The following is a 26,110-nucleotide window of genomic DNA, read 5'->3' as shown; positions in this document are numbered from 1 at the left end:
TAATTCGCCGTCCTGCTCTCTACTCTATTAGGCTCATTTTGCGCTGGCGTTTTTATTCAGTCTTGCGCGTAACTGATCACCAAACTGAAACAGTGCTAACCCCGTTAACACAAAGCAAGCGCCAATTGCCAAGGCTTGGGTTATCGCTTCGCCATTAAGCTGTGCGCCCAACATCATCGCAAATACTGGGGTAATGAGAGTGACTAATGCTACAGTGCTGGCGTTGAGGTGCTGCAACACATAGAAATAAGCAATAAAGCCTATTAACGAGCCAAAGACACCCAAATAGACGATTGCCATTAATGAACGTGGCTGCCAAGTGTCGATTGGCACTGTGCCATCAAAGAGTATCCAGGCAATAGCAAACATCGGTGTTGAATAGATAAGTGCCCCTACGGTACTGGCAATCGGATGGATGTTTATATTCACAGTTTTTATCAATACGCCACTTAAGCTAAATAAACTTACCGCGGTTAAAATCAGCAGCAAGCCAATCCAGCTATCGCTCGCCAGTGAAAGCTTAGCGGAGCAAACGATGCCAAGACCGATAAATGCAATCGCCAGAGCAAGGAAACGCATCGGACTAAATTTAGGTTCATTCAATATCTTTTGGGCTAGTAAACCAGAGATTAAAGGTGATAGTCCAAAGATCAGCGACATGGTACCTGAAGGCAGGTAACGCGCGGCAAAGTAGCTCAGTAACATACCTCCTACAATCCCAATTGAAGAAACCGCGTAGAGTTTTCTTGCGGTGGGGTTCCACGGTAAGCGAATACGCATTAATAAGATGATTAGCGAGCCCAGTAACAGGGCGATCAGCATGCGTAATAATACCGCCATCGTCGGATGCACTGACTCACTGCTCCATACGATCCCTAGTGGGGTTGTCGACCAAATTAATACCACCGACATAAAGGCCGCGGGAACCATCTTGGGTAATGCTGTTGCTGACATCTCAACACTCCTTGCGTTTATAGCCAGGTCACACATAGTGACATCATAGCTAATGATACAGATTAGATTAGAACCGCTGTTGGGCAAGGCGAGAAAAGGAGAGTTGTCCATCACCGCGCTGCTGACTGTTTGCGGTGTGGAATCGAGAATTACTGGCTAACTATTGTTATATTCCCAATTTACCGCGCAGCGACATAACCACATCACACTGGCGAGAAGTCGCAGTGTCAGGCAATTTGCTTGGCAGTAAATAGCGGTGAGAATAAGTGTCATGTTACCAATAGAATTTAATGTCTCGAAGGCCCAATAGTCTAATTGTTGTGCGTTTGAGTCAACAGTTAAATCAGTAAAAGGTAAATTAAATCTATGCTGCAGCTTTGGAGAGAATACTAAGCGGATATGCTGTTATCGTTTTTATCAAAAAACACCAGTGCTAGATAGTCAAAAGGGGCTAAGCCCTTCAGCTTTTGCCCCTTTTGTTTGCGGTTGTAAGACCCCTTGCCCTTTTTAGGTTTCTCAGTACGTGTTTTAAATAACGGACTGGTAACGATAGCCTTTAATGCATTGTCTTTAATAACCCCGCGGCCACTTTCGTGCTCTATTGGCGGTGATTGGCGATGTTTTGCCATTTGCTGACTCCAGTTAAAATTTTAGGTCGAATGTTTGCTTTCGCTGGCAATTATACGCTTAAAAATTGTACGTGCTAATACTTTTATAACGGTAATAGGTATTAGCACGTGGTTTTCGGCTATGCGTTAAGCGAAGATGAAGCTATAAAGGTAGCCAGCACCTATTGCCATACCGAGGATCACAGTTAAGAACGCTGCTATCATCTGATTCTTAAAAATCGATTTAAGCAAAATTACTTCGGTAAGGCTGGCTCCAGCGCTACCGATAATAAGCGCCATGACTGAACCGAGTGCCATACCTTTGGCGACTAATGCTGAGCTTAATGGAATGACAGCCTCTGCGCGAATGTAGAGGGGAATACCAATAACAGCAGCAATAGGAATGGCATACCACATGCCTTCACCTGCATACTTTGCAATAAGCTCTGTAGGCATAAATCCGTAAATGAATGACCCAAGTAAAATACCGACCATTAAGTAAGGTAAAACCTGCTTAAAGTCTTTCCATGTTGAGCGCCAAACACGCATCCAGCGGTTATCTTCAGTTGCTTTAGCTTTATTGTCGCCACAACTGCTTTGGGTTGTACTCGCTGGTGAGCTGCATGAGCTGGCTATTGGAGCACTGCCACATGACGCTGTTGCTAGGACTGGCGCAACAGGCGCAGGTTCATTGCAGCACGACGCTGCTTCTGCTTGAACTGGCGCAGTTTTAGGCGCTGTATCGCCACAACTTGTACCACAACTCGAGGCAGTTACCGCTTCATAAGCTTCTGGTTTAACATAACGCTCAAAGCCTAGTTTCTCTAGCACATAACCAGCTGTCACCGAAACGACCATAGCGACTAAGAAATAGAACACCGCGACTTTAAAGCCAAATGTTATGACGAACAGTCCAATAATGATTGGGTTCAATAATGGGCTTGAGAACAAGAAAACCATCATAGGGCCAAAACCTGCTTTAGCTCTAAGTAACCCTTTCAAGAAAGGAATGGTAGAGCACGAGCAAAAAGGCGTTATCGAACCCAAAAGCGCGGCAATGATGTAACCTTTACCTTTCTTCGAGCTCAAAATTGATTGGATCTTTTCCGGCGGAATATATTCTTGCAGTATTCCGACTATGTAACTTATAGCTAAGAATAGTAAGGTTAACTCTGCGGCTAGAAACAGAAACATATTAGCTGTCTCTTTTGCCATGTTGATGATTTCAGGGCTCATAATAATGACCTAAGTAAATATTTGTTTGTTATTTCTGGAATTATCGAAATAATTAAGGTGGACAGATAATAGACTCATTGAAAATAAGATCAAGCCTTATTTCGGCATTTATCGAAATAAAGTTTTGAGTTTCTTCGGTAGTGTTAAAACTTCTGGCTAATAAATGAAGTAAGCGCTTATGATAGGTTAAGGCTTTTCAAGAGCTTAAAGGAAGAAAAATGCTAGACGCTATTTGCAAATATGATGAAGCTGAACCGATCATGTTTTCAGTGTTTAAGTTTCAAAAATTATCTGATGATGATATCGAGAGGTATCGTCAAGCACTCGTTTGTCCAGCCTGTGCAGGTAAGGCTTATTATCGTAAAGCGTCAAAAGATGGCAAAGCAGCCTGCTTTGGTTCTCGATATCATCACAGTGATTGCGCCGAGTTTAAGCCATCTGCAGCTAAGGCACGCGAAGAGCTACATGCCATTGAAGTGAATCAGCTAGTGGTTGATAGCGATGCGATGATTATCGATTTTAGCCGCGTAGCAAAAGTTTCTAAGGCTAAATCTCAGCAAAAGGTGCCAAAAGAAACATCGTCGAATAACGTAAAAACAAAGCCAGAAAAAAGTGCGATCGAGGGAGGGGAAACTGCCCTCCCGCTTAATGATTCTTCCGCTTCAAAAGCAATTAGTGATAGTGAGAAAAGTGGGACTGAAAAGCGAGTTGCGACTCAAGGACTGGAGAAAGTACTGCATAGTTTATTGCGAGGCAGTGACTTAGCAAGCTCAGAACTGTGGGTTTACACCGATGAAAAGTATCGCTGGCGAGCAAAGAACTTATTTGTCAATTTTGCTGATGCGGAGCCAACTGAAAATGGAGCGCCACGAATGTATTGGGGCACCATATCCCATACCGATAAACAGCGCTTGTGGTTAAACCCTGCAGAGACCAAAGATGTCGGGATCCCTATCGATATGTTTTCTAGCTCGCTAGCCTCTCGTTTCGATCTGCAGTCGCGTCGCGACTTTGAAGGCGCGGGGATTATTTTGTTCGGAAAATGTTTTTGGAACAAAAATAAAAGCCGTAAAATTATTCAGCTATGGAGTAATGATATTAATCGGCTATTTATCTCAAAAGCGGATGAAAATGAATAGCGATATTTGTTAATCAAAAAGCTAATTATTGTGTGTTGTTTCATATGCTTGAGCCATGAGTTTACTATTATGTCGTAAAAAGTATTTACGATATTAATAATATTGATTGACTCAAAAGCGATTGAGGATTATTTTCTGCGCGATGTTTTTCCTAGGGCGTAACAACAGACCCGTAAAATACAGGGTATCGGCAGATACATTAACAGGAAAGCAGCAATTGAACTCGGCAAATAAGTGTTTGAGTTTGGTGAATAATCTTGCCATTTTGGCACTTTATTATAAGGACCTTAGCGCATGTCTGAGCCGACAGCCTTAAGTCTTATCCCACCTGCGGTGGTTTTGGTGTTAGCAATCGTGTTACGCCGTCCAATCCTTTCTTTGATCATTGGCGCTTTAGTGGGCCTCGCGATGTATGACAGCGCGAATATGCTGACTAACTTTGCTGATACATCTTTATCTGTTATGGCTGATGAAACCATTGGTTGGTTAATTCTAGTCTGTGGTGGTTTTGGTGCTTTGATTGCGCTGCTGGTAAAAACAGGCGGTTCGATGGCGTTTGGTCGTCATGCACTCAAGTTAGCCAAAGGGCAGAAGTCTTCACTGTTTATGACATTCATTCTCGGTATGGTTATCTTTATTGATGACTATCTGAATGCGCTAACGGTGGGATCTACCATGAAGCGAGTGACCGACAAATTTAAGGTCTCTCGTGAGATGTTAGCCTATGTCGTTGATTCGACCGCTGCGCCTGTTTGCGTGCTGGTGCCACTTTCGACTTGGGCAGTATTTTTCGGTGGCCTCTTAGTCGATAACGGTATTGCCAGTGAGGGGCAAGGAATTGCAGTCTACATGCAGGCTATACCTTATATGCTATATGCCTGGTTAGCGGTCGCTATGGTGCTATTGGTTATTTTGGGCATTATTCCCGCTTTTGGGCCAATGAAAAAAGCGCAGCTTGCGGCAGCTAAGGGTGAGCCTGCAAAGAAGCAGATCGATTTAGATGAGGTGCAGACCTCTGATGAGTATGCGCTTAAAGCCATTGAAGATGAGTTTAAGAATGCCGATGACGGCGGCAAGTTACATAACTTCTTTGTGCCGATTTTATTGCTAGTTGGCTTTACGGTTTACTTTGATATTGATGTGCTTAAAGGGCTTATTGCGACATTAGCATTAACCTTACCTTATTACGGTATACAGAAACTGATGCCATTGTCTGAGATGATGGAGCAGATGATTGATGGCTTTAAGAACATGTTGCCAGCAATTGGAACGGTAATTGCTGCGTTCATCTTCAAAGATGTATGTGACAAACTGATGTTGCCTGAGTTTGTGATTAACAGTTTAAGCCCCTATATGACGCCAGTTTTGTTACCCGCGGTGGTCTTCTTAACTATGTCATTGTTAGCTTTTGCAACCGGATCTAGTTGGGGCATTTTTGCGGTTTCAATTCCGATTGTTATGCCGTTAGCACAAGCCGTTGATGCCAATATTCCACTGGTGATTGGTGCATTGTTATCGGCGTCATCCTTTGGCAGTCAGGCATGTTTTTATTCCGATTCTACGGTACTGGCAGCGCAAGGTTCGGGGTGTAATCTAGTGAGCCATGCGGTGACTCAATTGCCCTATGCACTCATTGCAGCTGCGCTTACCTTTGTAGGGTTTTTACTACTGGCCTAAGTTTGGTTAAATTCTGCATACAAGGGGCACTATTTAGTGCCCCTTTTTAATTGCATATAAATATGATTAGTTTGAGTTTTTTGCGTGAATGACTAACCCGTAGTAACGGTAGTAAGCGATAAGATTGCTACTTATAAATAGGATCTCCATCACAACCGCTGCCGGGGAGCCTAAAACAATATTGTTGACCAGCCAAATGCTAGTACCGATGAGCATAAACTGACGCAGTCGTCGGTCGTTTTGACAGAATGCAGCAATAGTTTGAAGCGAACTTCCCGCAAAACTCAACACACTTAATACACCAGAAAAGGTCAGTATCAATCCAAAGGTATTTAAGCAGAGAAACAGACTCATGACCCGTTTGGAGTGAGTAAAGATAGTGACAAAGTATCGGACAGTAGCCAGTAACATTAATACTGTAGCAGTCCACTGTTCAAGGAGTGCGAAATGGCTGGTAATGAGTACGCCTGAAATAGATAAACAGGCCACTATTTTTTGTTTTTGTTTAAATTGAAATGAAAGAATATCGAACACAATCGCGATAGCAATTAAGCACTGTGAAAGGGCGTAAACGGACATGCTGTAGCCTTAGCTTTATAAGCTTGTAGATACAAGCTTTTCAATCCTCTAAGGCTAAGCACGTCGTTTGTTATAGTCATTATCTTAAGTTAATTTATCGCTCTTTTACTTGGCTTTATTGGAGGGGCGGGACTTTAATCTAGACAGGCTCACCGGAGTTATCCCTATGTAACTGGCTAGCTGGATGTTATTGAGTTGCCTAACCCAGTTAGGCCTGTATTCGGTTAGAAATCGATACCGTTGCTCAGGTGTATTGAGTAACAAGAAGGCTTCTTTCTGTTCTTTATAAATTAACTGTTGGCTTAGTAACGCTATTTTGACTGTTTGCCATTTCGGTTGAGACAGAAGTCTTATAGGAAACTGTAAGATCAATGCATCTTCTAAAACCTCTATTTGATACTGGGCGGGTTGCCCTGTTAACCAACTGGAATAGAGAAAACAAAGCTCATTAGTAAAATAAAACTCTTTAGACAAATCACTGCCATTATCGCTATAGTGACAAGCCTTTAAAATGCCAGAGACGACAAAAAAGACATGGTTTTGAATTTCACCTTGGCGTAATAAAATATCACCGCAACAAACGGACAAGCTTTGTGCTAAAGACTGCACGCTATTAGTGGCTAATACTTCATCTAGTCCAAGTTCATTTAAAACGCTGGACAGAATCACTAATGCTTCTTTAGGTGGGACCGGTGTTGACTCCCTATGGATTAGATTACTCAATCGAAAAACACTCCTTATTGGCATAATTCAATTAATGAACCAGCATCTATTAATGCTACTTTCTGCGTCAACGCGAATATTTACAAATGGTGTATTTTGACACAGTTAGTGTTTAACTGGTGATAACTCATTGTCTACTCAGCAACGAATATAAAATAATGTAGAGAGGTAGTCATCTGTTTTACAAGTAGTTTGTTGTATTTATGTTGCAGGTTTGTATTTATTCTGTTTTGATTTGAGGTGTTTGGCTAAGAATGTAACAAAATGTTTGGCTTTTTGAGTTTATCCTGCTAGGTATAAAAGGGCACCCACTCAAGAAAGGATAATCTATGAGTCAAAATAGCCTGTTTAGTCGTACTAGTATAATGCTAACCGGAGCCCTAGTTACTTTGGGTTTATTCATCTTTATGTCACAGCTAGTCAAAACGGATCAAGTCTCTAGCGGCACAGCAACGGTCGCACCTGTTTTTCAAATTACTGCTGATATTCCTGAACCATTACCTCCTAAAAAAATTGTTAGGATTGAGCCTAAACCTGTTGTGACAAAACCTCCAGTGATTACTATCCCTAACGGTGGTGACGGCGATGTCACGTCGATTGCTGAGATGAGTCCACCTGTCATGCCACAAGTTTTAGAGCAGTATACTCAAGGCCCTATTAATCAAGATGCGTTGCCAGTTGTACAAGTATCACCGCAGTACCCGATTGCAGCAGCAAGAGATGGTAAAGAGGGCTATGTGGTACTTGAATTTGATATTAGCACCTTGGGCAGTGTCACTAATGTCAGCGTGATTGATGCTAATCCAAAACGAATTTTTAACAAATCCGCCGTGCGGGCTATCAAGGGGTGGAAGTACAAGCCGAAAGTCGTTGAAGGTAATCCTGTTACGCAAAAAAAGCAGCAGGTGAGGTTAGATTTTACGTTGGATAAAGCTCAGTAGTATGAGTTCGAATAGAACTTGGGCGTAATCGAGAGCTAGAGTTTACCGCGTAAACATGACAGCCATGATTACGCGGATTTTAACTGTGTGGCTACTGAAGCTATTGCAGGTCGATTGTCACAACATTAGTCACGCCAGATGCTAATTGCACCATTCCTGTGGTATAGAAATCACCACTTTTAGCCTTAGCCTTTAGGTAATATTCGCCGCTATTAAGCATCTTAGCTCTGGTATCTAATGTAAGAATTGACTTCTTGTTCATCCAGCCATTCTCATCCATTGAATACAAGTATTGATTGCTTTCTAATGCTGCACCACTATCAAGATGATAGGCAACAAAACGCACCATTGTCATTCCATTAGGATTTTTCTCTGCCCTAATTGAGCGAATTACACCGTAATCCTTACTTGTTTTTCCTGTGCGATGGACGCTGATATCTTCGGATTCATTAGCATACTGCACAGGGCTATGTTCATAACCTGGAGCAGTCGTGGTGGTGTTGGTCGTTGTAGCAGAACCAATGCTCGCTATGTCAGATACTGAGCTAGTGATGTTACGAATGTCGGTGCTTTTACAGGCAGCAAGGCTTAATACTGCTGCACATAGGAGTACTGTTTTCATTATTTAGTCCGTTAAAGAGGCTTAAATCCATGGTTAAATCTTAGTTAAACTAAGTGGTTAATTTTGCGCAGTGCTAAGGTAACAATCACTTAGATAGGAGTCAATATAAGCTTATTATGGTTAATATTGATTTAAAGCCACTGAAGCTGGCTCTAAATCAATAATTTAACGCTAAGTAACTGCGTACTGATTACTAAAGAAATATAGCAACCCAGAAAAACTAAACCGCTTGAGGCGATAGAGTGTTGGATTTAGAGCTAATAAGCTGGCTTTTAGAGGCAAAAACAGCGAATACACTCCAAATTAACGCTACGACTGCGCATATAGTGAGAGGTTGCTGCCAGCTGCCGTTATGTTCATGAATCGCTCCCATAATAATTGGCCCTGTCGCGGCCAAAAGGTAACCTAAAAACTGTGCCATTCCCGACAGTGTGGCAGCTTGATGTGCCGTTTGGGTGCGTAAACTTATCAGAGCTAATGCGACAATAAAACCGCCTCCCGCGCCAAAACCAAATAGCATTCCCCATACCATGGCGTAACTCGGTGCATAGATTAGGCCGACAATGCCAAAAAACGCCATGATGGTTAAGCTAAAACTCAGTAAGCGCTTATCAGTGATCTTTGCCATTAGAGGAATAAGTATTATTGCGGGCACAGCGGTGAACAGTTGCAGTACACCGTGAATGACCCCTGCTTGATGATGACTGTAACCAAGCTCAACCAAAATAGTTGGAAGCCAACTGATAAAGATATACATCAAAAATGAGTTCAGCGCTAAAAACAAGGTGATGCACCAAGCATCGGTATTTCGCCATAGATAACTGTGGCCATCAAGCTCAGTGGAATCTTTGCTAGGTGCTGTATGGCTACGTAATTGTGGTAACCAGACGAGCATGGCAATAACTGGGAAAATAGTTAGGCTAGCTAATGAGAACGCCCAGCTAGGCAAGGCACTAATTGACAGTCTTGATGCTAGATCTGCTAATGGAATGGCTAAGCTGGCACTGAGCGCGGAACCGGCCCCCATCATGAGTACGTAAATAGAAGTCATAGTGGCAATCTTGGTTGGGAAATCACGCTTCATTAAGCTCGGCAGCAATACATTGGCAATAGCAATACCGGCGCCAATAATTACGGTACCAGAAAATAGCCCTATAGCATTGCCTATCGACCGAATGACTAAGCCGATGGTTAATAATATCAGTGATAGCATTAAGGCTTGTTCCAGTCCTTGCTTACGACCAATTCTGGATGCGATTGGAGAGAAAAAAGCAAATGCGAGTAAAGGTAGTGTGGTCAGCATTCCAGCTTGGGTCGCCGATAAATTCAGTTCTAAGCGAATCAAATCAAGCAGAGGACCGATACCTGTGATCGGGCTTCTAAGGCTAAGCGAAATAAGTAGTACACCTAGCATCAAAAAAGCGCCGCCAGTAAGACGAAAAGAGAGTTGTTTTGCCATGATGAGTTCCTCGAGCAAAAGAATGACTGCTTGGCAGTGAAAGTGGGCTAGATTACGCTTCATTTCTATTGCTGTATTGAGCTATAGTGACATTTTATATCTATAAACGGTCAAGTGGTTGCAACAAATTAATTCGTTTCCTGTATTTGACTCAGATGCTTTTCCGCAAGATGTGGTGGCTTTAAGCATGTCAGGAGGAGAGCGGGATGCAGAAACACCACAACATCAGCATCGTAAGTGTCAGCTAGTTATCGCACTTAGCGGCTATGTAAAGTGTAAAATTGCCGATGCTATTTGGATGGTGCCTCCTAACAGTGCAGTGTGGATCCCTAGCCAACAGTGGCACAGCAATTTGATCTCCAGTAATGCCAATGTATGTATGCTATTTGTTGATCCTGACGTGACAGGCATGCCAGAAAAGAGTTGTACCTTATCGATAACCCCATTGATAAGGGAGTTGACGATACATTTGACTCAACAAGAGCAGGACTACCAAGCCGGCAGTGCTACAGCTGACGTGGCAAAAGTACTCATCGATCAATTAAGGTTGATGCCGACAGCGCACTACGATTTTCCAACGCCGAGTGAACCAAGGTTAAAGTCAATTGCTGCGAAGCTGATTCAAGCACCGAACGATAGAAGAACTGTCGCTGATTGGGCTAGAGCTCATGCCATGAGTGAGAGAACCTTAGCGCGACTCATCAAGCAAGAGGTCGGGCTAACCTTTGGCCGTTGGCGAGGGCAGCTGCATATCGTATTAGCATTGCAAAAACTTGCTAGTGGTGAGTCTGTTCAGCGTATTGCTGAAGAGCTAGGTTATGAATCTGTGAGCGCTTTTATTACTTTTTTCAAAAAAACGCTCGGTAAATCACCCAAGCAATACATTAAGCAGACTAATCCTTAAAGCAGTGCCTTAGAGCTTGATCATCTCTTGATAATGGCCGCTACTTTCTAAGCCACACATCTCATCATAAGCAGTTTGATACTCTAGCTGGGTTTGTTGGTAACGATGGTTGCGCAGCAGCTGCTTGGCTTGCACCAATGAATTAACGACTAAAATCTCTTCCTCTTCAGTAAGCTCAATGAAGTTTTTATTGGAATCGACTGCACCAACAAGATAATGGGTGGAATCTGCGACACCGATGATCTTGGGTACATTGGTTTGCTCGAACGCCGCTTGTTGCAGTGTGTCTGCTTTGCCGAAGTTTTTCATAGGTAGCTCCTTGTCTATTTTCAAGGTATACGTTTTCTTGGTGAAATTAGTTCACCTTTTAAACCGCTTTATGCGCCAGCAAGTTGATGCTAATAACCTTGGTTACTTACACTTGATTGGTTTATCTGACTGGCTTTTGCTATTTATTTGGTCTTATTAACCATGACTTTATTTGTTGGTTGAGGCATTGTATTGAGTGTCTAAATTAGACTTCTCCTATTCATTACTTGGTTACGCATGAATGGGTAGAACTGGCATCATTAAAGAAAGGATAAGCAATGACGTTAATATGTCCGAGGATTGTGATTGTGGGCGGCGGCGCTGGTGGACTTGAGCTGGCGACTCAATTAGGGCGCAAGTTAGGTAAAAAAAAGTTAGCGCAGGTTATATTAGTTGATAAGAATCGCACCCATATTTGGAAACCTTTGCTACACGAAGTCGCGACGGGCTCGTTAGATTCTGATCTTGATGGTGTCGTTTATTCAGCACATGCCGCTAAACATGGTTATCAATTCCAACTTGGAACCTTTTGTGGTTTATCGCCAGAAGATAAGTCTATCTCTGTAGCACCGATTACTGATGATAACGGCAAGGTGTTATTACCTGAACGCCAGATACAGTTCGATAAACTGGTGATTGCTATCGGTAGCGTCAGTAATGACTTTAATACTCCAGGAGTAAAAGATAACTGTTTTTTCCTCGACTCTCATCAGCAAGCGAATCGTTTTCACAATGCGCTTTTAGACAGCTTCACTCGGGTGCACCAATCAGATTCTATCAATGAGCTTAATATTGCGATTGTTGGTGGAGGCGCGACTGGGGTAGAGCTTTCTGCTGAGCTTTATCATGTTACCGATCTTCTTAAAGTATATGGCCTGAGTAAAATGACGGCTGATAAGCTCAATATACATTTGATTGAAGCTGGGCCGAGGATCCTGCCTGCTTTGAGCGAAAGAATCGCTGGCTCTGCGCGTCATGAGCTCACTCAACTTGGCGTCTCAGTCAAAGAAAATACACGTATTAGCGAGGCAACTGCTGCTGGGTTTGTCACCGCCGAAGGGGTGTTGATTGAGGCGAATTTGATGCTTTGGGCTGCAGGTGTAAAAGCCCCTGACTTTATCAAAGATATGCAGCTATTTGAGCTTAACCGAGCTAACCAGATTAAGGTTAAAGCCACACTTAAAAGCACTGTGAACGATGATATCTATGTGATTGGTGATTGTTGTGCGTTTGAACAGGCTGACGGCAGCTTTGTCCCACCTAGAGCGCAATCGGCGCATCAAATGGCACAATGTGTAGAAAAGAACATCATTAGTGATCTCAAAGCTGAACCGCTTATTGATTATGTGTATGTGGATCACGGCTCATTGGTCAATCTATCGCGCTACAGCACTGTGGGTAGCCTGATGGGCAACCTCACTAAAAGCAGCATGTTTGTGGAAGGTAAAATTGCTCGATTTGTTTATATCTCTTTATATCGCATGCACCAAAAAGCGATTCATGGCACCTTTAAAACCATCGCACTTTGGCTAGCTGAAAAGCTGATGAGAGTGGTTAGGCCAAGAATGAAATTACACTAGAGCATTAGATATTATTAACCCAGTCAAAATTACCGTTTAACGGAGGACTGAGGTACAGTAAGCGTAATAAGAATAGTTTATATTTCATTATAAGATGGACATTTGATGAGCAAACAAGTGATTGATTTAGGATTCGATTTCGATAATAGCTATGCCAATGAACTTGAGGGGTTTTATGTCTCTTGCCAAGGTGATAAAGCACCCACTCCGGAGTTGATGAAGCTAAACATTGCATTGGCTGAACAGCTAAGGATCAGCAATCAAGATCATGCTCAGTTAGCCGAAGTCTTTTCTGGCAGCGAAGCGCCCCTAGGCGCTGCGCCATTAGCACAAGTTTACGCCGGACATCAATTTGGTGGATTTAGTCCGCAATTAGGTGATGGTCGGGCTTTGTTGTTAGGGGAGGTGCTTGATGCAAGCGGCAAGCGACAAGATATACAGCTGAAAGGGTCTGGACGTACGCAATTTTCTCGTGGTGGTGACGGTAAAGCGGTCTTAGGAGCGATACTGCGCGAGTACATACTGTGTGAAGCCATGCATGCGTTAGGCATTGCGACCACTCGAGCACTGGCGGTTGTGACCACCGGCGAGCCTATCTATAGAACCCGATATCTACCTGGTGCCGTGCTCACGCGAGTTGCATCTAGTCATATTCGGGTGGGGACATTTGAATACTTTGCTTCGCAAGGTGCAGAAGATAAGGTTAAGCAACTGGCCGATTATTCCATTGCACGTCACTATCCTGAGCTTAAACAGAGCCAACAACCCTATTTAGATTTAGTCTGCGCTGTGCGTGACAAACAAGCGCAGCTCATTGCCCAATGGATGTTAGTTGGCTTTGTACATGGAGTTATGAACACAGATAACATGACCATTAGCGGTGAGACTATCGATTACGGCCCATGTGCATTTATGGACGATTATGATGCTCGTGCGCTATTTAGTTCTATCGATCAAGATGGTCGTTATAGCTATAGTAACCAACCTACGATGGCGCAGTGGGACTTAGCTCGCTTTGCCGAAACACTGCTACCGCTAATCAGTGACGATTCAGATAAGGCGATAGCGCAAGCTACTGATGCGATAAAGGCATTTTGGGATAAATTTAAATCACATTGGTTAAATGGCATGCGCGCTAAACTGGGTATGACAGTCGAGCTTGAAGGTGATTATGAGCTTTGCGAGCAGCTACTGGCATCGATGCAAGGGCAAAAAGTGGATTATACTCAGCTGTTTCGATTGTTAGCCGATGATCTTTTGTCCGATAGCAATGAGGCTGAATTGCTCTTTACTGACTCAAGCTTATTTACGCAGTGGAAATCACTATGGCTGACCCGCTTGGCGCAAGAGTCAATGGCTGACAGTGAATCGGCAAAGCTGATGAATTCGGTTAACCCAATTTATATTCCGCGAAATCATTTAGTGGAAGCGGCTATTGAAGCGGCTGAGGAGCGCAGCGACTATCAGCCTTTTGAAATGCTAGTGAAGGTATTAGCGCAGCCATTTGTTGAGCAACAAGGTCGAGAGGAATATAGCTATTGCGCGCCAGCAAGCTTTGGTAAATTCACCACCTACTGCGGTACTTAATCATTAGACTCACCATCAAAATATCGGTCTACTCCAATAGTTAAAGCCGAGTCTTTTTCTCATAAGACTCGGCTTCTTTTGTCCTTTACAAACATAAAATTCAATTTATACATAAGCTTGAAACGGTAACGTTTTCGGAAGGTCACAGGCATTTTCGTTGGTTAAACTTACCTACATTGAATTGATTATTATGGGTAAAGGCTACTTGTCCATCTGTCGATTCTATTCAAAAAGTAATATCGGAATAACTTTCGGCTTCAAGCCATTTGCTACTCAAGGACGGTGGGATATGAACCATTATATTAAGCGAAGTAAAAATCAACTAATTGTTATTTTATGTATGCTAGTTGCACCTATGGGTTGTGCCCATAGTCAGCAAGAGCGCGCTAACAGTTATGTTTTCTATGGCGGGGATATACTGACAATGGAGAGAGCCACTTATTCGGCAGAATCTACCCCTGAAGCTATGTGGGTGAAAAATGGTATTATTGAATTTCTAGGGAATAAAGATGAGGTACTTAAGGCTGCTGGTAGGGATTTTACAGCGGTTGATCTCGAAGGTAAAACCTTGATGCCAGGTTTTGTTGAGCCACATACCCACCTTCCTCTAGTGATTAGCTTTTCAGCCGTTACCGACCTTTCTCCCTGCCTGCCTGAGCCTTATGATTTCCAATACTATAAAGATGATCCCGGCGTTGATTGCCCTAAGGGCTTTGAGAGTACTTTTGAGGTTTTAAATAAAAGTAAAAAGCGTCAGTTAGATGGAACTGAATGGATAGTGGCTAATGGTATTGACCCCTCTCGTATGGGGAATGATCCAATAGAGATGACGACCGTTAAAGCATTCATTGATGCACCAGCAGAAATACTAGAAAAGAAAGTCACAGATGGCAGCACATCCCCTATTTTTCTGTTGGATCAATCAGGACACGTGGCCTACGTTAATAGGCAAGCCTTCATTGCCGCTAAGATATGTAAAGCAGGCGCTGATGAAATCTGCGGTCCCGACAATTTAGCCAAGGGGGCAAAGCTGCCTGGCTCTCTAGGGACTTGGGTCGTCGACGCTGGTGGCCATTTTACCGGCAAACTCTTAGAAGAGCCGGCATATGCGAAATTCATGTTGGCGATTATTGAAGCTTTGGCTGCTGGAGACGATGAGAAGGAATCAGCCTTAGAGACGAGTCCTTTTTTCTTTATGACTAAAGAGGAGGGACTAGCAAAGGCGCCACAGTTCATCGAACAACTGGCAAGCACAGGCATCACCACTATTGTCAATGCGGGTGGCTTTAAAGAATCTGAAGTACTTTTTTTCAAAGAGCTCGCAGCGGAGCAAAACTCTAGACTTCGTTATCGTTCTTTGGTGAGTGCCGATATTATGGCTTCTGCTGAAGTTAACGACATTGATGGCAATAAGCAGACTGAAGCACAGAGGTCGTTCGCCGTTGCTAATCGTTTGAGAACACCTGTCTGGGATGCTAGTAATAAAGGCTTGTACGGCGTCTACGGGGTGAAGTTGTGGGTAGATGGATCGACTCAAGGTTGCAGTGCTTATTTAGCGGCTGACTACTCTGAAGCTGGTATTTGCCAGGGGACTGCTGGAGATAAGGGGGCAAACTATTCCAGTAATGCCTTATTAAATGCACTGAAGCCTTTTTGGTCGGAATGGCAGGTGCAGGTTCATGCCAATGGCAATAGCGCCATGACTCAAGCGTTGGCAGCATTCTCGACACTGCAATCGAACTGCGGCTCAGGTGATGCAGCTAATAAGCAACCGATAGTATTGCACCATGCCACCGTTGGCGGCAGCCCTGAAGCACGAACCAACATTGTGGCTGACATTGCTAAATATCGTCTTGAGTCATATGAATGTAAAGGAAATGCGAATGAAGCAAGTCCGCTGGATATATCGGTTAGCCACACCAGTGCGCATATTGCTTATTGGGGGGGCGCTTTTCAAAGCATTTTAGATGGCAAAGGGCAAGTTGAAGAAGGTGGGGCAATTGAACCAGATACTAAGGGCAGATCGACTCTTATCGACCCGATTGCAGAGGAAACGAGACTTGGGATCCCTTATTCGTTACACAGTGATGTGCCTGTTTCACCCGCCAATCCACTTTGGTATGTGCAACAAGTTGTCACCCGGGATACTTGGTTTTACACCGACTTAGCCACAGATGACGCTGAACCTATGCCTGCGAATAGTATAGAGGGAAAACAGAATGCCGATATTTATCAGGCGTTAAGAGGAATTACAATTGTGCCAGCGATTCAAAATCAGCTGGAGAACTATATTGGTAGCTTAGAAAAAGGCAAAGTAGCTGATTTAGTTATATTGGATAAAAACCCACTAAAAGTAGCTGCAAAAGATATACATAGCATTAGAGCTAAAAGTACCTTTGTTAACGGCATAGAACATATTTGGATTCAGCCTGAATAACTAGGCTTCATCAGCGACTTTTAATAAAAAAACCACGCAATGTAATGTTTCATTGCGTGGTAGTCGAGTACTAATGCCGAGTTGTGGGGTGAGGCATCAATCTAAAAACGCTAGCTCTAAGTGTGCTTTTTCACCTTTGACTTCGACTGCGACGCGATAGCTGTCAATGGCATCTTTCCACTCAACTGAATCTAGCTCAAGGTTGTACTTACCTGATTCTAATTCCGTAATTGCCATGGTGCAGTCGACATCGGCAATGCAGTTAGAATGGTTAGCTTGATGCCAGCCAAGCTTATATTTGACTGATGAACTGCCTTCTTTAGGATAGCCCATCAAGATTAAGTTAAAGGCACCTGCGTCAGTGACTAACTTTTCGTCATCGCCAGTCAGTGTTAATGCCACACTGCCTTTTTCTGCATCGACAGTTGTTAAGTTAACGCTCAAGGTTTCTGTATCATTAATTCCAATTGTCGATACAGGTGGCTCAACAGGTGGTTCTACTGGTTTGTTGTCGTCATCATCACTACCACAACCGAGTAAAAGCACAGAGCTGAGGCCGATAGCACAACATAGTTTAGTGTGTTTCATTATCATTCTCCCTGCTATTAGTGGCCAGTGTGGCAGGTATCACATGCCATATTGGTTTTCACACTTGGGGCAAATGTAGATTCAGAAGTGTGGCACTGTTGACAGCTGGCAACCGTATCTGAAATTGGATGTGGATTTGTCGTATCACCGTCAAATGCATTGTTTAGCATAGTGACTAATTCATAAACAATTGAAGCTGACAGTTGCTTACAACGCATACCTTTTTGGCTAAATGATTTACCATTTTCATTGGCCCAAAGGCTAATTGAAGAGTGACACATAATGCTATTGGCAGATGTTGGCGTACCGACTTGATCGAGCGTCTCAGTCATATCAGCACCAATGCCAGCAATAAACTCAGCAGTTTGCAGTGGCAGCTTCTCACTTTCGTAGTAGCGCATGGTTGGGTTAAGGATACTATTGGCCGATTCACCATTAATAGATAGCAAGTTAACTAGCATGCCAGTCGCGTTAATATTACCGCAAACTGTTCCTTCGCCTAACATACCAGCATAACCATAATGTGCCATTGCGGTAGGTACTTGAGCAAATTTCTCTGCATCAGGAGAGTTTGATGCCGCTAAGCTTTGAATAATGCTGTCAAACACTTGGAACATACAACCGTTTCCAGTCTCATAAGCTAACTTGGCGACAGTCATTGGATCTAACTTAACATAAGCGAGTCGAGTACCGACTTCTAGTTTCCAATCACCAGTACTACTCGTTACGGCTGCAATAACTGGGTTGGCTACTAGTGCGCCGCCAGCGGCTACTGAAGAGATACCAATGATACGGTTTATTGCTTGTCTTCTATTTAATGTTTTCATCGTTTCACGTCCCATTTTTTATAAGTCACTCAATACTTAGGTTGAGCGTTTTGAATTAGCAGCAGACTATTGATAACTGACTTAACTCGGTGCCAGGTTTCATTGCTGCCTTGGCTTGAGGTAAGCATGACAGGCGTGAAAAATGGTGATGAGAGCTAGTTCAAAGTAATTTTTTGGGGAAATATGGCTGTGACATTAATTCGCTTTGTTAGCATTTTACGTCTTAGATTGACGGTTTATTGATAAAAAAGTTCGTGATCAGTGTTTTTGTTAGTACGTAATACTAATTACAGGGTTTTACCTTACTTATTATCATTAGGATTAATTGATCTAGATCTAATAAAGGGTCGAATCGCTATATGTTTATATCGTCGATTAATAATTATTAACAGCTTTTCTGTGAATGCTTAATCGCTGAAAACTACTCAAATTTTGTACTAATATTAATTGGATAAGTACATTGCTTATTAGTGCTTTATAACATTGACATGCTCTACATTATTGGCATTAGTTAGAACTAATGCATAGTTGTCACTAAATTATGCAATCTATTACCAATTTGTGATTAGCTGGAGGTTTGTCGGCTCATATATCGAGTAAACTGCATATAGATTATTATACGGACGTGATTGATATGCGGTTAAAAACCTTTGAGTTTGACATTGCTAATAGCCAACTATTTAACAGTGACACTCAAAGCTCATTTCATCTAACTCGTACCGAATGCCAGGTACTTGAACAGCTTGCTAACCACCCTAATCAAGTCATGAGTAAAGGGCAGCTCGCCTGTGCAGGTTCACAAACTGCAGTAATGAGTGAGTCGGCAGTGGCAAAGGCTGTTTTTACGCTACGGAAATACTTTGGTGAGCAGCATGCAGAGCTCATTGAAACACTGCCACGTAAAGGCTATCGACTTAATATAGAAGCGCCTACAGCGAGTTGGTCAAAGCATTCAAGAGCGAAAAAAAAGTATCTTGTATTCACCGTTACCGGACTTCTTTTAACTTGTATTGCAGTCGTCACCGCGATGCACCAATACATATTGTTTGAGAGTGTCGATGCACCCATTAAGAACAGCCGCAATATAGTATTAGATAATGGTGAACAGGTGCTCCTGACTTGGCTGGAATCGCCCCGCATCAGATTGCGACAAGAAGTTCCCATCGAAGAAAAAGTCATTGCAGCATTGAATCGTTGTCCACACCTAACGTGGCAGAGTGTAAACCTGGCGTTTTCTAATGATATGCAAGTGCTAAATGTGTCTATGCTTGGGCAGTCTGCGAGTGGTGAAACATTGATGAGAAACATTAAGACTATTGATTTTAGCTTGAGCCCAGAGTTCATTTCACAAAGCTGGCTGGAAGAGGTATCTCTCTGTGATTAAGTATTTAAAAGTAGCACTTAGCGGCGCACTGCTAGCACTTGTGATCGGTGTCATTGTGTTGCAACACATAAAGGCCACAGAAGTTGATATTGTGCTTTCTTGTCGTAATGAACTAGTGGCTACCAATCCGCAAACCCATGAAATAGAGCATCACTCACTGATCGCTGATTTTGCATTGCAAAAGCGCTCTGCCAGTATTAGTTATCGCTATTTCACTACTGACGGCATTCCTATCGCTACTTTACAATTAAAAGGGGACGTGTTGAGCGCAAATAAGGATAAAGATACCTATATCCTTAACTTAGTGAGTAGCGAGTTGATCCGCCATAATAGTGAACTATCATTGCCACTGCATGGAACACATTTAGAAGCTTTCGCCAGCCGTAACATCACCAAGGAAGGGGTACATAATCTGACTATACAGATTGTTAGCCGTGATGAAGCAGAAAATACGGCACTTTTGTATTTCTTGCCTAGCACAAATATTTGCGCCTGCAGTTTAGTCACCATGGGCTAATTCTCTGCCGTTAGGAGAGGTTAAGTCTATTTCGGTTTGATGGCTTTACGCTTCTTTGCTTTTTATCGACTTTTTTTCCACCTTTCTCTTTATATAGTGACGTTTTAAACACTATAGACAAGCGTTTCGGGGGAAACATTATGAAGAAAGTGAGTAAAGCGATAATGATTGCGGGCGGCAGCCTTTGCATATTAGCAAGCAATATTGTTTCAGCGACGGAGACTGAATCGTTACCAACAAAACACTGGTTAACTCAAGCGCCCAATCAGAGTGTAAAAGAGCAACGCTTGGAACAGTACTTGCGCGGGTTTGATCAACCCATGTGGGAAGTAGGCGAGCGCTATCAACATATAGAACAAGCCATAAGAGATAAAAACTTTGAACTGGCAACTTATCACTGGAACAAAATCAAAACCACCATCGAAAATGGACTGATGAAACGTCCTGCGCGGCGTCAAAATGCCGAGGCGATACTGCTAAACGCCACTTGAGGCGAAGTGAGTGCCGCATTTGCTAGTATGGACATCGATAAGGCGCAGCAAGGAGTCGTTAAGGCGAAAGCCGCGTGCATGGCATGTCATGCGGCTGAAAACGTGGCGTTTATTAATAATCAGCCATTGTTCACTCAATAGAGCAGCCGTCGCTCTGCTAGTGAAAGCAAGATCAGCTATAATTTTATTATTGGTTTGCGCTTACAGCTTGCTTGTTGCCAACAAGCAAGCTGTAACATCTATGTATCGGTGGTGAGCATGACAGAACTTAAAGTAAAGCGTGTTGGTAAAGGGCTAGGGTTAGAGTTCCCCGAAGAGATTGTCGAGCAATTACACCTTGGCGCGGGTGACGATATTTGTTTAGAACAGATGGGGCACGGTAGTTTTCGACTCAGGAATAGAACCGATATGCAGGCTGAGCAGATTGCATTAATCGAAGGTTATATGCATGAGGAGGATGCTTAGCCTTAGCGTTTTTCTGTTCATTTTTAGGGTCATTGAAACGAGTTATCATTGACCTAACAGCTTTCCAGCTCTTGAATTGTTAGCACTTCATTAAACCTCAATGCGTCGCTTTTATTATTGTTTTTAAAAACCTTACAAGGCACAAAAGCATTTTATTGGTATTCAATATAGAGTAAATACAGTTTTTATTTACAAGCCTTTGTTATCGTTTATCGATAATAAGTTATTGACTAATGTTGGTTCAACAGGTAGGTTTCAAGCTAAATTAGCTGAAGTTATACCAGTCACAGTAAGTAAGTGTTCAGAAATAGCGTAGGAAAAACGCTAGAGAACAAGGCGGGAGTTTTCGATAAGTAGTTATTCTACAGTTAAAATTTCTAACGACGTTATCGGGTGTTTTAACGAGCTAGGGTGAGCAGTTACTTACTACGATTGGTATTAAATAAGGATGTTGAATGAAACGCGTTGGAAACATAATCATGTTTTGCATGGGGTTATTGCTACTGTCGGCTTGCCAGACTATATCTATCACCGAGAAACACTTTCTATATCCTGACGACTCAATTACTCAAGACCAAGTAGACAGTTGGGGGCGACAGCAACAACTAGAGTTTATAGTCATTGCTGCAGCCGATGGCACCGAGCTGAAAGGTGCGCTAATTACACAAGTTAATGCTCGTTCTACACTGATCTATTTTGGCGGCAACCAGTTTCGGTTAGAGTCTCAAGGTGGAGAGCTCGCAAAGATACTGAGCCAGTTTGGGAATAATCTGTTGATTATGGATCATCGTGGGTACGGTATGAGTCAAGGCTCTCCAACTATTAGCGCATTACAAACCGATGCCGTTGATATCTATGATTACGTAAAATCTGACCCAAACCTAGGAGAGCTTCCAGTTATTATTCACGGACTATCGTTAGGCAGTATGATTGCAGGTCGCTTAGCCCACCAACGTCCAATCGATGGCTTAGTATTGGAAGGCTCTACAACTACGGCGCAAGGGTTGATTGATGCTCAAGTACCTTGGTACGCGGCACCATTTATAGAGCTAAGTATTAGTGAAAAATTGGCAAATGTAGATAACTTAGCCAATATTGAAAACTATACTGGTCAATTACTCATAATGGTGGGAGAAAATGATCAAACTACGCCAGTGAGTTTGTCAGAAAGTTTATATAAGCAGGCAACCACGGCAAGTAAACAGCTGGTGGTGGTTGAAGGTAAAGGGCACGGTAATGCGATTAAGTCTGAAGATTTTTCTGCGATGTATAAAGCTTTTGTGCAGAGTGTTATCTTAGCTAAAGCGAGTGAAGCGCTATGAATAGAATTAAAACGCTGAGCTTACTTGTTAAACTGGGGCTATATTTCACCTTGCTGTCAATGCTTCTGAGCTTGTTGATAGGGGTCTTGCACCAAGATCACCATCTTGTTATTGGTGGAGAAGGTGGCATGCAAGCTTGGTTGGGGCTAGAGGTCTCCGGTAATTGGCAATCGCTGGCTGAGGAGTTAGCACTCAGTGGCTTTAATGAGGTGCTGTTACTGGGCGTAATGCAATTAGTGCCGCTGCTTATTATAAACTGCATATTGCTGCGACTATTTAGTTTATATCAACAAGGCAGAGTATTTGATCTCGCTAACATCAATTGTTTTAGGTATTTGGGATGGACGTTAGTGGGCCAGTTTTTACTCAATATCATCTACCCGCCTTTGGTCACATTGGTTATGAACTCAATGTATGCGGATCTTGCACTGACACGGTCTATTACTTTTGGTGAAAACGACATTGCAATGTTATTAGTAGGTTTTATCATCATCGTTATTGCTGAAGTGATGCGACAAGGGCTAATCTTGAAATTAGAGCAAGAGCTAACAATTTAATATGGCAATTATTATTGAGCTTGATGTACAGCTCGCACAACGCAAAATGAAATCGACTGAGTTGGCCGCAGCGATTGGTATCACTCCGCAGAACTTGTCAATTCTAAGAGCGGGACGAGCTAAAGCTATACGCTTTTCAACTCTAGAGGCCATTTGTCGTTATTTACAATGCCAGCCGGGAGATATTCTGCGTTATCAAGATGATCCTACCGAACCTTAAGGGCTTCATCGTCGATAGAGGTTGACTGAGTAAGGCTTGTATTCCAAGCCTTCAACTTCCTTTTTTAGCTAGATTTTTAATTAAGAAACATTGTTTTCAACTGCTCAGGATGCCGATAAAGCTGGTGCTACTCTAGAGGTGATTTTCTACATCAGCCGATAACAGATGTGCTCGATATTAATGTACACTTTGGTGGCTAAACCTTAAGTGTTTGGCGTTTTTAATCAGCTTGATAAAGTCACTTCGCTTCATATGGACGAGGTTGCTGTGATCTCCTGCCTCAAAATAGATCTCTTTAGCATTGATCAATAAGTCATCATAAACCGCTTCTAAGTTAAAAGCGGCGCCTAAAGAGGGGATAGCGCCCAGCTTACAATCATTAAACATTGGATAGATCTCTTGTTCGCTTATTAAGCGTAGGTCTCGGTTTAGTTTATCACCGAGAGAGCGCAAACTAACTCTATGATCCGCGGGTAAAACAGCCATCATCTTACGGCCTTCGTGATCCTCTAAAATCACAGCTTTGGCAAGTTGTGTAGGCGACACATGTGCAGCAATCGCGGAGCCTATGGAGCTGACACTGCGAGGATGCGACACGAGATCGTACGTCACTTTATTGTCGTCTAAATACTGAGTCAACCGAGTTGAAATAGTCATAATATTACCTCTATTAGCGATATGACCTTAACCATAATTATAGTTCAATCCGCTTGACCGTGTGTCGGCTTAGGTGATGGATATAGCATCACCTGCTAGGTTATTTGGACCTTATCGATTGCGGCAAGATTGAGCTGGCAACTAAAATTGGCACCACCGAGGTGGCTGTGGCTGACTGATAATGTCCCTTGCATTCGCCTTGCAGCAGCTTTTGCAATCGCTAAACCGAGTCCTAATCCACCCGTTTGTTGGCTGCGGCTCTGATCTATGCGAGCAAAAGGTAAAAAGATGGTTTCAAAGTGCTGACTTTCAATACCTGTACCATCGTCATCAACACTAATAACGAGTTGACGAATTTCGCCCTCTTTTTGGCTAAAGCTGAGCGTGACTTCAACTTGAGAGCAGGCATACCTAAGTGCATTTTTAAATAGATTATCAAACATTAACCTGAGGTATGCGGGGTCACATTCAAACTCCATTGGCTGCAGGTTTAAGTTGATGGTAATAGCATGGTCTTTGCTTAACTGCCTAATTCGGCTTTGTAAATATTCATCAAGTTTGACTCGTTCCTGGTTCTGGCTATCACTTTTCTTTGACAGTGCATTGAGCTTTGAGAAAGTGAGTACTTGGCGAGTTAACTTTTCGATATCGTCTATATAATTATCAATATTATCGAGTAAGAGCTGTTCTTGAACATCTTGTTTGCGTTGTCGTAAAAGTCCTGTAGCGAGTTGGATTCGGCTCAGTGGAGTGCGCATCTCGTGGGGAACGGCTTGGGCAAATATTTGGTTTTCTTTAACGGTTTCTGTAATTGAATCAGCCATTTTGTTAAAGCTATTTGCTAGTAAGTTGACAGGCTCTGAATAGTGACCATTGGCCCTAATGTTAAGTTCACCTTGGCCAAACTTTTGGTTTGTCTGCACTAATTGGTTTATTTGTTTTTGTAACTTTCGTACCGAAAAGTAGAGCGTTGTACCTATGGTGATGATGACAATGAGTAGCAAGATAAATGGAGCAAAGCTAGTCGGGTTATGTTGCCAGACTTTTGTTATTGTCGATAGTAACTCGTCACTTGTGCGATCAAAAAACAGATCATGTTCTTCTAAGTCCGATAATAGTAGTATGCCTTTGGGCTGTTCAAGTGGGTATACGGCAAGTAGCCTATTTTCTGTCATCTGATAAATAGCAGTATCGTTGATCTTGGTTAAAAACTGACAATCAACACAATCTTTAGCGGCAAACCACTGCTGCTGCCAGTCAATTTTAAACTGATTTCTTTGTTGTTCTAAATCGATTATGTACTTTACTGGGTCGACTTTCGTATGCCTTAGCTCGGAACGGAGTTCGATAAATAGATGAAAAGTATCTTCATAAAAATCAATATTTTCATTGCGTTCTAGAAAAACCTCACTGAGATACAGCGTCAACAAAATGCTCGCAAATAATGCAGCAAGCAAGCTTATATAAAGGCGTGTGAACAGAGGTGGAAGTATATTAGTCATTAATTAACATGTAGCCTTTATTGCGTACGGTGATGATTTTTTTGTAGGGTGGATGGTCATCATTGAGTTTTCTTCTCAGGCCTGATATTCGCATGTCGACAGAGCGATCATTGAAGTCGTAATCAATACCTCGTAATGAGCGACAACAATCTTCCCTTGATACCACATTGCCTGCGTTTGATGCGAGTATATGTATCATCTCATATTCGGCAGTCGTTAATGGAATTGCAACGGAGTTATAGCTAACTAACTGTTTGGCGCTATCAACGCATAGCTGTCCCACTACGAGTTTGTTAGCAGTTGTGGCTTTGGCGATTTGACTGCGTCTAAGTAATGCTTCGATTCTAGCAACCATCACATGAGGACGGACAGGCTTGATGAGGTAATCATCTGCACCTAGCTTAAGTAAACTGACTTCGCTCATGTCATCAGCACAGGCCGTTAATACCAGAATGGGAGAGACGTAGAACTCTCTAACTTGTTTGCATATCGATATACCATCTAAACCAGGTAGCATTAAGTCTAAAATGATGAGGTCGGGTTGATAGTGCTGCACGCTGCTAACAGCTTTGAGCCCATCAGTAACGATTTGAGTGTGGTAGTTTTCTGCTTCAAGGTACATAGCGGTAAGACGAGAGATCTCTTTATCATCTTCAATAATCAGTATTTTGGCCTTGGTCACTCAATTTCCCCTTGGCATTTTTTAATCAAAGCAGTCGCTATAATTTTACAGACTATTGCTACTATTAAAAGTGCGCTTACATATGCTTACGCGTAGCGATTATCAGCTTACTCGCTCTTACTCGTTTAACTATTTCCCTATGT

Annotated in this window: 28 protein-coding genes and 1 pseudogene; 16 read left to right on the top strand and 13 right to left on the bottom strand. The window is 42.7% G+C overall.

From position 1 onward, the window contains the following. Positions 1–33 precede the first annotated feature (33 nt). The 3 genes from AB4135_RS16265 to AB4135_RS16255 form a co-directional block, all read right to left on the bottom strand. Positions 34–954, bottom strand: a complete 921-nt coding sequence (locus tag AB4135_RS16265) for a DMT family transporter (protein ID WP_371994517.1) — start codon at positions 952–954, stop codon at positions 34–36. 389 nt (positions 955–1,343) lie between these two features. Continuing rightward, entirely contained in the window at positions 1,344–1,583 is a 240-nt protein-coding gene (locus AB4135_RS16260; protein ID WP_371994516.1) for a ribosome alternative rescue factor ArfA, read from the bottom strand. Between the two features lie 126 nt (positions 1,584–1,709). Then, positions 1,710–2,798 carry a permease gene (locus tag AB4135_RS16255; protein WP_371994514.1) on the bottom strand — a complete coding sequence of 363 codons (1,089 nt, stop codon included), beginning with the start codon at positions 2,796–2,798 and terminating at the stop codon, positions 1,710–1,712. A gap of 218 nt (positions 2,799–3,016) precedes the next feature. Between AB4135_RS16255 and AB4135_RS16250 the strand changes: the two genes are divergently transcribed. Beyond that, complete coding sequence (locus AB4135_RS16250) at positions 3,017–3,937, top strand: hypothetical protein (RefSeq protein WP_371994512.1); 921 nt, start codon at positions 3,017–3,019, stop codon at positions 3,935–3,937. A gap of 294 nt (positions 3,938–4,231) precedes the next feature. Next, entirely contained in the window at positions 4,232–5,614 is a 1,383-nt protein-coding gene (locus tag AB4135_RS16245; protein ID WP_371994510.1) for a Na+/H+ antiporter NhaC family protein, read from the top strand. Positions 5,615–5,680: 66 nt separating this feature from the next. Here the strand turns inward: AB4135_RS16245 and AB4135_RS16240 are convergent, their stop codons facing one another. Together AB4135_RS16240 and AB4135_RS16235 are read right to left on the bottom strand one after the other, a co-directional pair. Beyond that, entirely contained in the window at positions 5,681–6,193 is a 513-nt protein-coding gene (locus tag AB4135_RS16240; protein WP_371994508.1) for a YgjV family protein, read from the bottom strand. 105 nt (positions 6,194–6,298) lie between these two features. Then, on the bottom strand, positions 6,299–6,916 hold the full coding sequence (locus tag AB4135_RS16235; protein WP_371994506.1) for a Crp/Fnr family transcriptional regulator: 618 nt from the start codon (positions 6,914–6,916) through the stop codon (positions 6,299–6,301). 329 nt (positions 6,917–7,245) lie between these two features. On the opposite strand from AB4135_RS16235, the gene AB4135_RS16230 reads away from it, so the two are divergent. Beyond that, positions 7,246–7,857: a TonB family protein gene (locus AB4135_RS16230; protein ID WP_371994504.1), complete on the top strand. Its 612-nt coding sequence runs from the start codon at positions 7,246–7,248 to the stop codon at positions 7,855–7,857. Between the two features lie 100 nt (positions 7,858–7,957). Here AB4135_RS16230 and AB4135_RS16225 read toward each other — a convergent pair whose 3' ends face one another. Next, on the bottom strand, positions 7,958–8,479 hold the full coding sequence (locus AB4135_RS16225) for a hypothetical protein (protein ID WP_371994502.1): 522 nt from the start codon (positions 8,477–8,479) through the stop codon (positions 7,958–7,960). Positions 8,480–8,699: 220 nt separating this feature from the next. Then, entirely contained in the window at positions 8,700–9,938 is a 1,239-nt protein-coding gene (locus AB4135_RS16220) for an MFS transporter (protein ID WP_371994500.1), read from the bottom strand. 187 nt (positions 9,939–10,125) lie between these two features. Between AB4135_RS16220 and AB4135_RS16215 the strand changes: the two genes are divergently transcribed. Then, entirely contained in the window at positions 10,126–10,842 is a 717-nt protein-coding gene (locus tag AB4135_RS16215) for a helix-turn-helix domain-containing protein (protein ID WP_371994584.1), read from the top strand. 9 nt (positions 10,843–10,851) lie between these two features. Here AB4135_RS16215 and AB4135_RS16210 read toward each other — a convergent pair whose 3' ends face one another. Continuing rightward, entirely contained in the window at positions 10,852–11,151 is a 300-nt protein-coding gene (locus AB4135_RS16210; protein ID WP_371994498.1) for a DUF6482 family protein, read from the bottom strand. Between the two features lie 278 nt (positions 11,152–11,429). On the opposite strand from AB4135_RS16210, the gene AB4135_RS16205 reads away from it, so the two are divergent. The 4 genes and pseudogenes from AB4135_RS16205 (at position 11,430) to AB4135_RS16190 (ending at position 16,755) form a co-directional block, all read left to right on the top strand. Further along, entirely contained in the window at positions 11,430–12,731 is a 1,302-nt protein-coding gene (locus AB4135_RS16205; protein ID WP_371994496.1) for an NAD(P)/FAD-dependent oxidoreductase, read from the top strand. A 105-nt stretch (positions 12,732–12,836) separates the two neighbouring features. Continuing rightward, positions 12,837–14,318: a YdiU family protein gene (locus AB4135_RS16200; RefSeq protein WP_371994494.1), complete on the top strand. Its 1,482-nt coding sequence runs from the start codon at positions 12,837–12,839 to the stop codon at positions 14,316–14,318. 190 nt (positions 14,319–14,508) lie between these two features. Next, a pseudogene (locus AB4135_RS16195) lies at positions 14,509–16,107 on the top strand (hypothetical protein); the annotation flags it as partial. A 141-nt stretch (positions 16,108–16,248) separates the two neighbouring features. Continuing rightward, positions 16,249–16,755: an amidohydrolase family protein gene (locus AB4135_RS16190; RefSeq protein WP_371994583.1), complete on the top strand. Its 507-nt coding sequence runs from the start codon at positions 16,249–16,251 to the stop codon at positions 16,753–16,755. 96 nt (positions 16,756–16,851) lie between these two features. On the opposite strand, the gene AB4135_RS16185 is transcribed toward AB4135_RS16190, so the two are convergent. After that, a complete protein-coding gene (locus AB4135_RS16185; protein ID WP_371994492.1) occupies positions 16,852–17,343 on the bottom strand; it encodes a hypothetical protein in 492 nt (163 codons plus the stop codon). Between the two features lie 17 nt (positions 17,344–17,360). Next, on the bottom strand, positions 17,361–18,170 hold the full coding sequence (locus AB4135_RS16180; protein WP_371994490.1) for a cytochrome c3 family protein: 810 nt from the start codon (positions 18,168–18,170) through the stop codon (positions 17,361–17,363). Between the two features lie 634 nt (positions 18,171–18,804). Between AB4135_RS16180 and AB4135_RS16175 the strand changes: the two genes are divergently transcribed. The 8 genes from AB4135_RS16175 to AB4135_RS16140 all read left to right on the top strand — a co-directional run bounded on the left by AB4135_RS16175 (position 18,805) and on the right by AB4135_RS16140 (position 23,126). After that, the gene (locus tag AB4135_RS16175) at positions 18,805–19,554 is read left to right on the top strand and encodes a transcriptional regulator (RefSeq protein ID WP_371994488.1); all 750 of its coding nucleotides are present in this window, start codon (positions 18,805–18,807) and stop codon (positions 19,552–19,554) included. Further along, positions 19,547–20,071 (top strand): hypothetical protein, encoded by a 525-nt coding sequence (locus AB4135_RS16170; protein WP_371994486.1) that lies wholly within the window; start codon positions 19,547–19,549, stop codon positions 20,069–20,071. The genes AB4135_RS16175 and AB4135_RS16170 overlap by 8 nt, the downstream gene beginning before the upstream one ends. Before the next feature lie 140 nt (positions 20,072–20,211). Continuing rightward, the gene (locus tag AB4135_RS16165; protein ID WP_371994485.1) at positions 20,212–20,562 is read left to right on the top strand and encodes a hypothetical protein; all 351 of its coding nucleotides are present in this window, start codon (positions 20,212–20,214) and stop codon (positions 20,560–20,562) included. Between the two features lie 6 nt (positions 20,563–20,568). Continuing rightward, positions 20,569–20,703, top strand: coding sequence for a hypothetical protein (locus AB4135_RS16160; protein ID WP_371994483.1), 135 nt, complete (start codon positions 20,569–20,571; stop codon positions 20,701–20,703). A gap of 117 nt (positions 20,704–20,820) precedes the next feature. Continuing rightward, positions 20,821–21,027, top strand: a complete 207-nt coding sequence (locus AB4135_RS16155; RefSeq protein ID WP_371994481.1) for a hypothetical protein — start codon at positions 20,821–20,823, stop codon at positions 21,025–21,027. A gap of 455 nt (positions 21,028–21,482) precedes the next feature. Further along, the gene (locus tag AB4135_RS16150; RefSeq protein WP_371994479.1) at positions 21,483–22,349 is read left to right on the top strand and encodes an alpha/beta hydrolase; all 867 of its coding nucleotides are present in this window, start codon (positions 21,483–21,485) and stop codon (positions 22,347–22,349) included. Then, positions 22,346–22,906, top strand: a complete 561-nt coding sequence (locus AB4135_RS16145; protein WP_371994477.1) for a DUF2975 domain-containing protein — start codon at positions 22,346–22,348, stop codon at positions 22,904–22,906. Before AB4135_RS16150 ends, AB4135_RS16145 begins: the two co-directional genes overlap by 4 nt. 1 nt (position 22,907) lies before the next feature. Beyond that, positions 22,908–23,126, top strand: a complete 219-nt coding sequence (locus tag AB4135_RS16140) for a helix-turn-helix domain-containing protein (RefSeq protein WP_371994475.1) — start codon at positions 22,908–22,910, stop codon at positions 23,124–23,126. Between the two features lie 177 nt (positions 23,127–23,303). Here the strand turns inward: AB4135_RS16140 and AB4135_RS16135 are convergent, their stop codons facing one another. The 3 genes from AB4135_RS16135 to AB4135_RS16125 all read right to left on the bottom strand — a co-directional run bounded on the left by AB4135_RS16135 (position 23,304) and on the right by AB4135_RS16125 (position 25,967). Beyond that, positions 23,304–23,783 carry an aminoacyl-tRNA deacylase gene (locus AB4135_RS16135; RefSeq protein ID WP_371994473.1) on the bottom strand — a complete coding sequence of 160 codons (480 nt, stop codon included), beginning with the start codon at positions 23,781–23,783 and terminating at the stop codon, positions 23,304–23,306. 95 nt (positions 23,784–23,878) lie between these two features. Continuing rightward, the gene (locus tag AB4135_RS16130; RefSeq protein ID WP_371994471.1) at positions 23,879–25,285 is read right to left on the bottom strand and encodes an ATP-binding protein; all 1,407 of its coding nucleotides are present in this window, start codon (positions 25,283–25,285) and stop codon (positions 23,879–23,881) included. Continuing rightward, positions 25,278–25,967, bottom strand: coding sequence for a response regulator transcription factor (locus AB4135_RS16125; protein WP_371994469.1), 690 nt, complete (start codon positions 25,965–25,967; stop codon positions 25,278–25,280). Before AB4135_RS16125 ends, AB4135_RS16130 begins: the two co-directional genes overlap by 8 nt. Between the last annotated feature and the right edge of the window lie 143 nt (positions 25,968–26,110).

It is taken from the genome of Shewanella sp. 10N.286.54.B9, from assembly GCF_041468565.1.
Taxonomy (GTDB): domain Bacteria; phylum Pseudomonadota; class Gammaproteobacteria; order Enterobacterales; family Shewanellaceae; genus Shewanella.
This window is presented reverse-complemented; position numbering and strand designations above follow the sequence as displayed.

Coding starts and splice junctions, on each gene's coding strand:
- AB4135_RS16255 (WP_371994514.1), bottom strand. CDS start 2,798: ATGAGCCCTGAAATCATCAACATGGCAAAAGAGACAGCTAATATGTTT.
- AB4135_RS16225 (WP_371994502.1), bottom strand. CDS start 8,479: ATGAAAACAGTACTCCTATGTGCAGCAGTATTAAGCCTTGCTGCCTGT.
- AB4135_RS16210 (WP_371994498.1), bottom strand. CDS start 11,151: ATGAAAAACTTCGGCAAAGCAGACACACTGCAACAAGCGGCGTTCGAG.
- AB4135_RS16130 (WP_371994471.1), bottom strand. CDS start 25,285: ATGACTAATATACTTCCACCTCTGTTCACACGCCTTTATATAAGCTTG.
- AB4135_RS16230 (WP_371994504.1), top strand. CDS start 7,246: ATGAGTCAAAATAGCCTGTTTAGTCGTACTAGTATAATGCTAACCGGA.
- AB4135_RS16150 (WP_371994479.1), top strand. CDS start 21,483: ATGAAACGCGTTGGAAACATAATCATGTTTTGCATGGGGTTATTGCTA.
- AB4135_RS16250 (WP_371994512.1), top strand. CDS start 3,017: ATGCTAGACGCTATTTGCAAATATGATGAAGCTGAACCGATCATGTTT.
- AB4135_RS16265 (WP_371994517.1), bottom strand. CDS start 954: ATGTCAGCAACAGCATTACCCAAGATGGTTCCCGCGGCCTTTATGTCG.
- AB4135_RS16175 (WP_371994488.1), top strand. CDS start 18,805: ATGCGGTTAAAAACCTTTGAGTTTGACATTGCTAATAGCCAACTATTT.
- AB4135_RS16135 (WP_371994473.1), bottom strand. CDS start 23,783: ATGACTATTTCAACTCGGTTGACTCAGTATTTAGACGACAATAAAGTG.
- AB4135_RS16220 (WP_371994500.1), bottom strand. CDS start 9,938: ATGGCAAAACAACTCTCTTTTCGTCTTACTGGCGGCGCTTTTTTGATG.
- AB4135_RS16240 (WP_371994508.1), bottom strand. CDS start 6,193: ATGTCCGTTTACGCCCTTTCACAGTGCTTAATTGCTATCGCGATTGTG.
- AB4135_RS16205 (WP_371994496.1), top strand. CDS start 11,430: ATGACGTTAATATGTCCGAGGATTGTGATTGTGGGCGGCGGCGCTGGT.
- AB4135_RS16215 (WP_371994584.1), top strand. CDS start 10,126: ATGTCAGGAGGAGAGCGGGATGCAGAAACACCACAACATCAGCATCGT.
- AB4135_RS16180 (WP_371994490.1), bottom strand. CDS start 18,170: ATGAAAACATTAAATAGAAGACAAGCAATAAACCGTATCATTGGTATC.
- AB4135_RS16200 (WP_371994494.1), top strand. CDS start 12,837: ATGAGCAAACAAGTGATTGATTTAGGATTCGATTTCGATAATAGCTAT.
- AB4135_RS16185 (WP_371994492.1), bottom strand. CDS start 17,343: ATGAAACACACTAAACTATGTTGTGCTATCGGCCTCAGCTCTGTGCTT.
- AB4135_RS16245 (WP_371994510.1), top strand. CDS start 4,232: ATGTCTGAGCCGACAGCCTTAAGTCTTATCCCACCTGCGGTGGTTTTG.
- AB4135_RS16260 (WP_371994516.1), bottom strand. CDS start 1,583: ATGGCAAAACATCGCCAATCACCGCCAATAGAGCACGAAAGTGGCCGC.
- AB4135_RS16140 (WP_371994475.1), top strand. CDS start 22,908: ATGGCAATTATTATTGAGCTTGATGTACAGCTCGCACAACGCAAAATG.
- AB4135_RS16165 (WP_371994485.1), top strand. CDS start 20,212: ATGAAGAAAGTGAGTAAAGCGATAATGATTGCGGGCGGCAGCCTTTGC.
- AB4135_RS16155 (WP_371994481.1), top strand. CDS start 20,821: ATGACAGAACTTAAAGTAAAGCGTGTTGGTAAAGGGCTAGGGTTAGAG.
- AB4135_RS16145 (WP_371994477.1), top strand. CDS start 22,346: ATGAATAGAATTAAAACGCTGAGCTTACTTGTTAAACTGGGGCTATAT.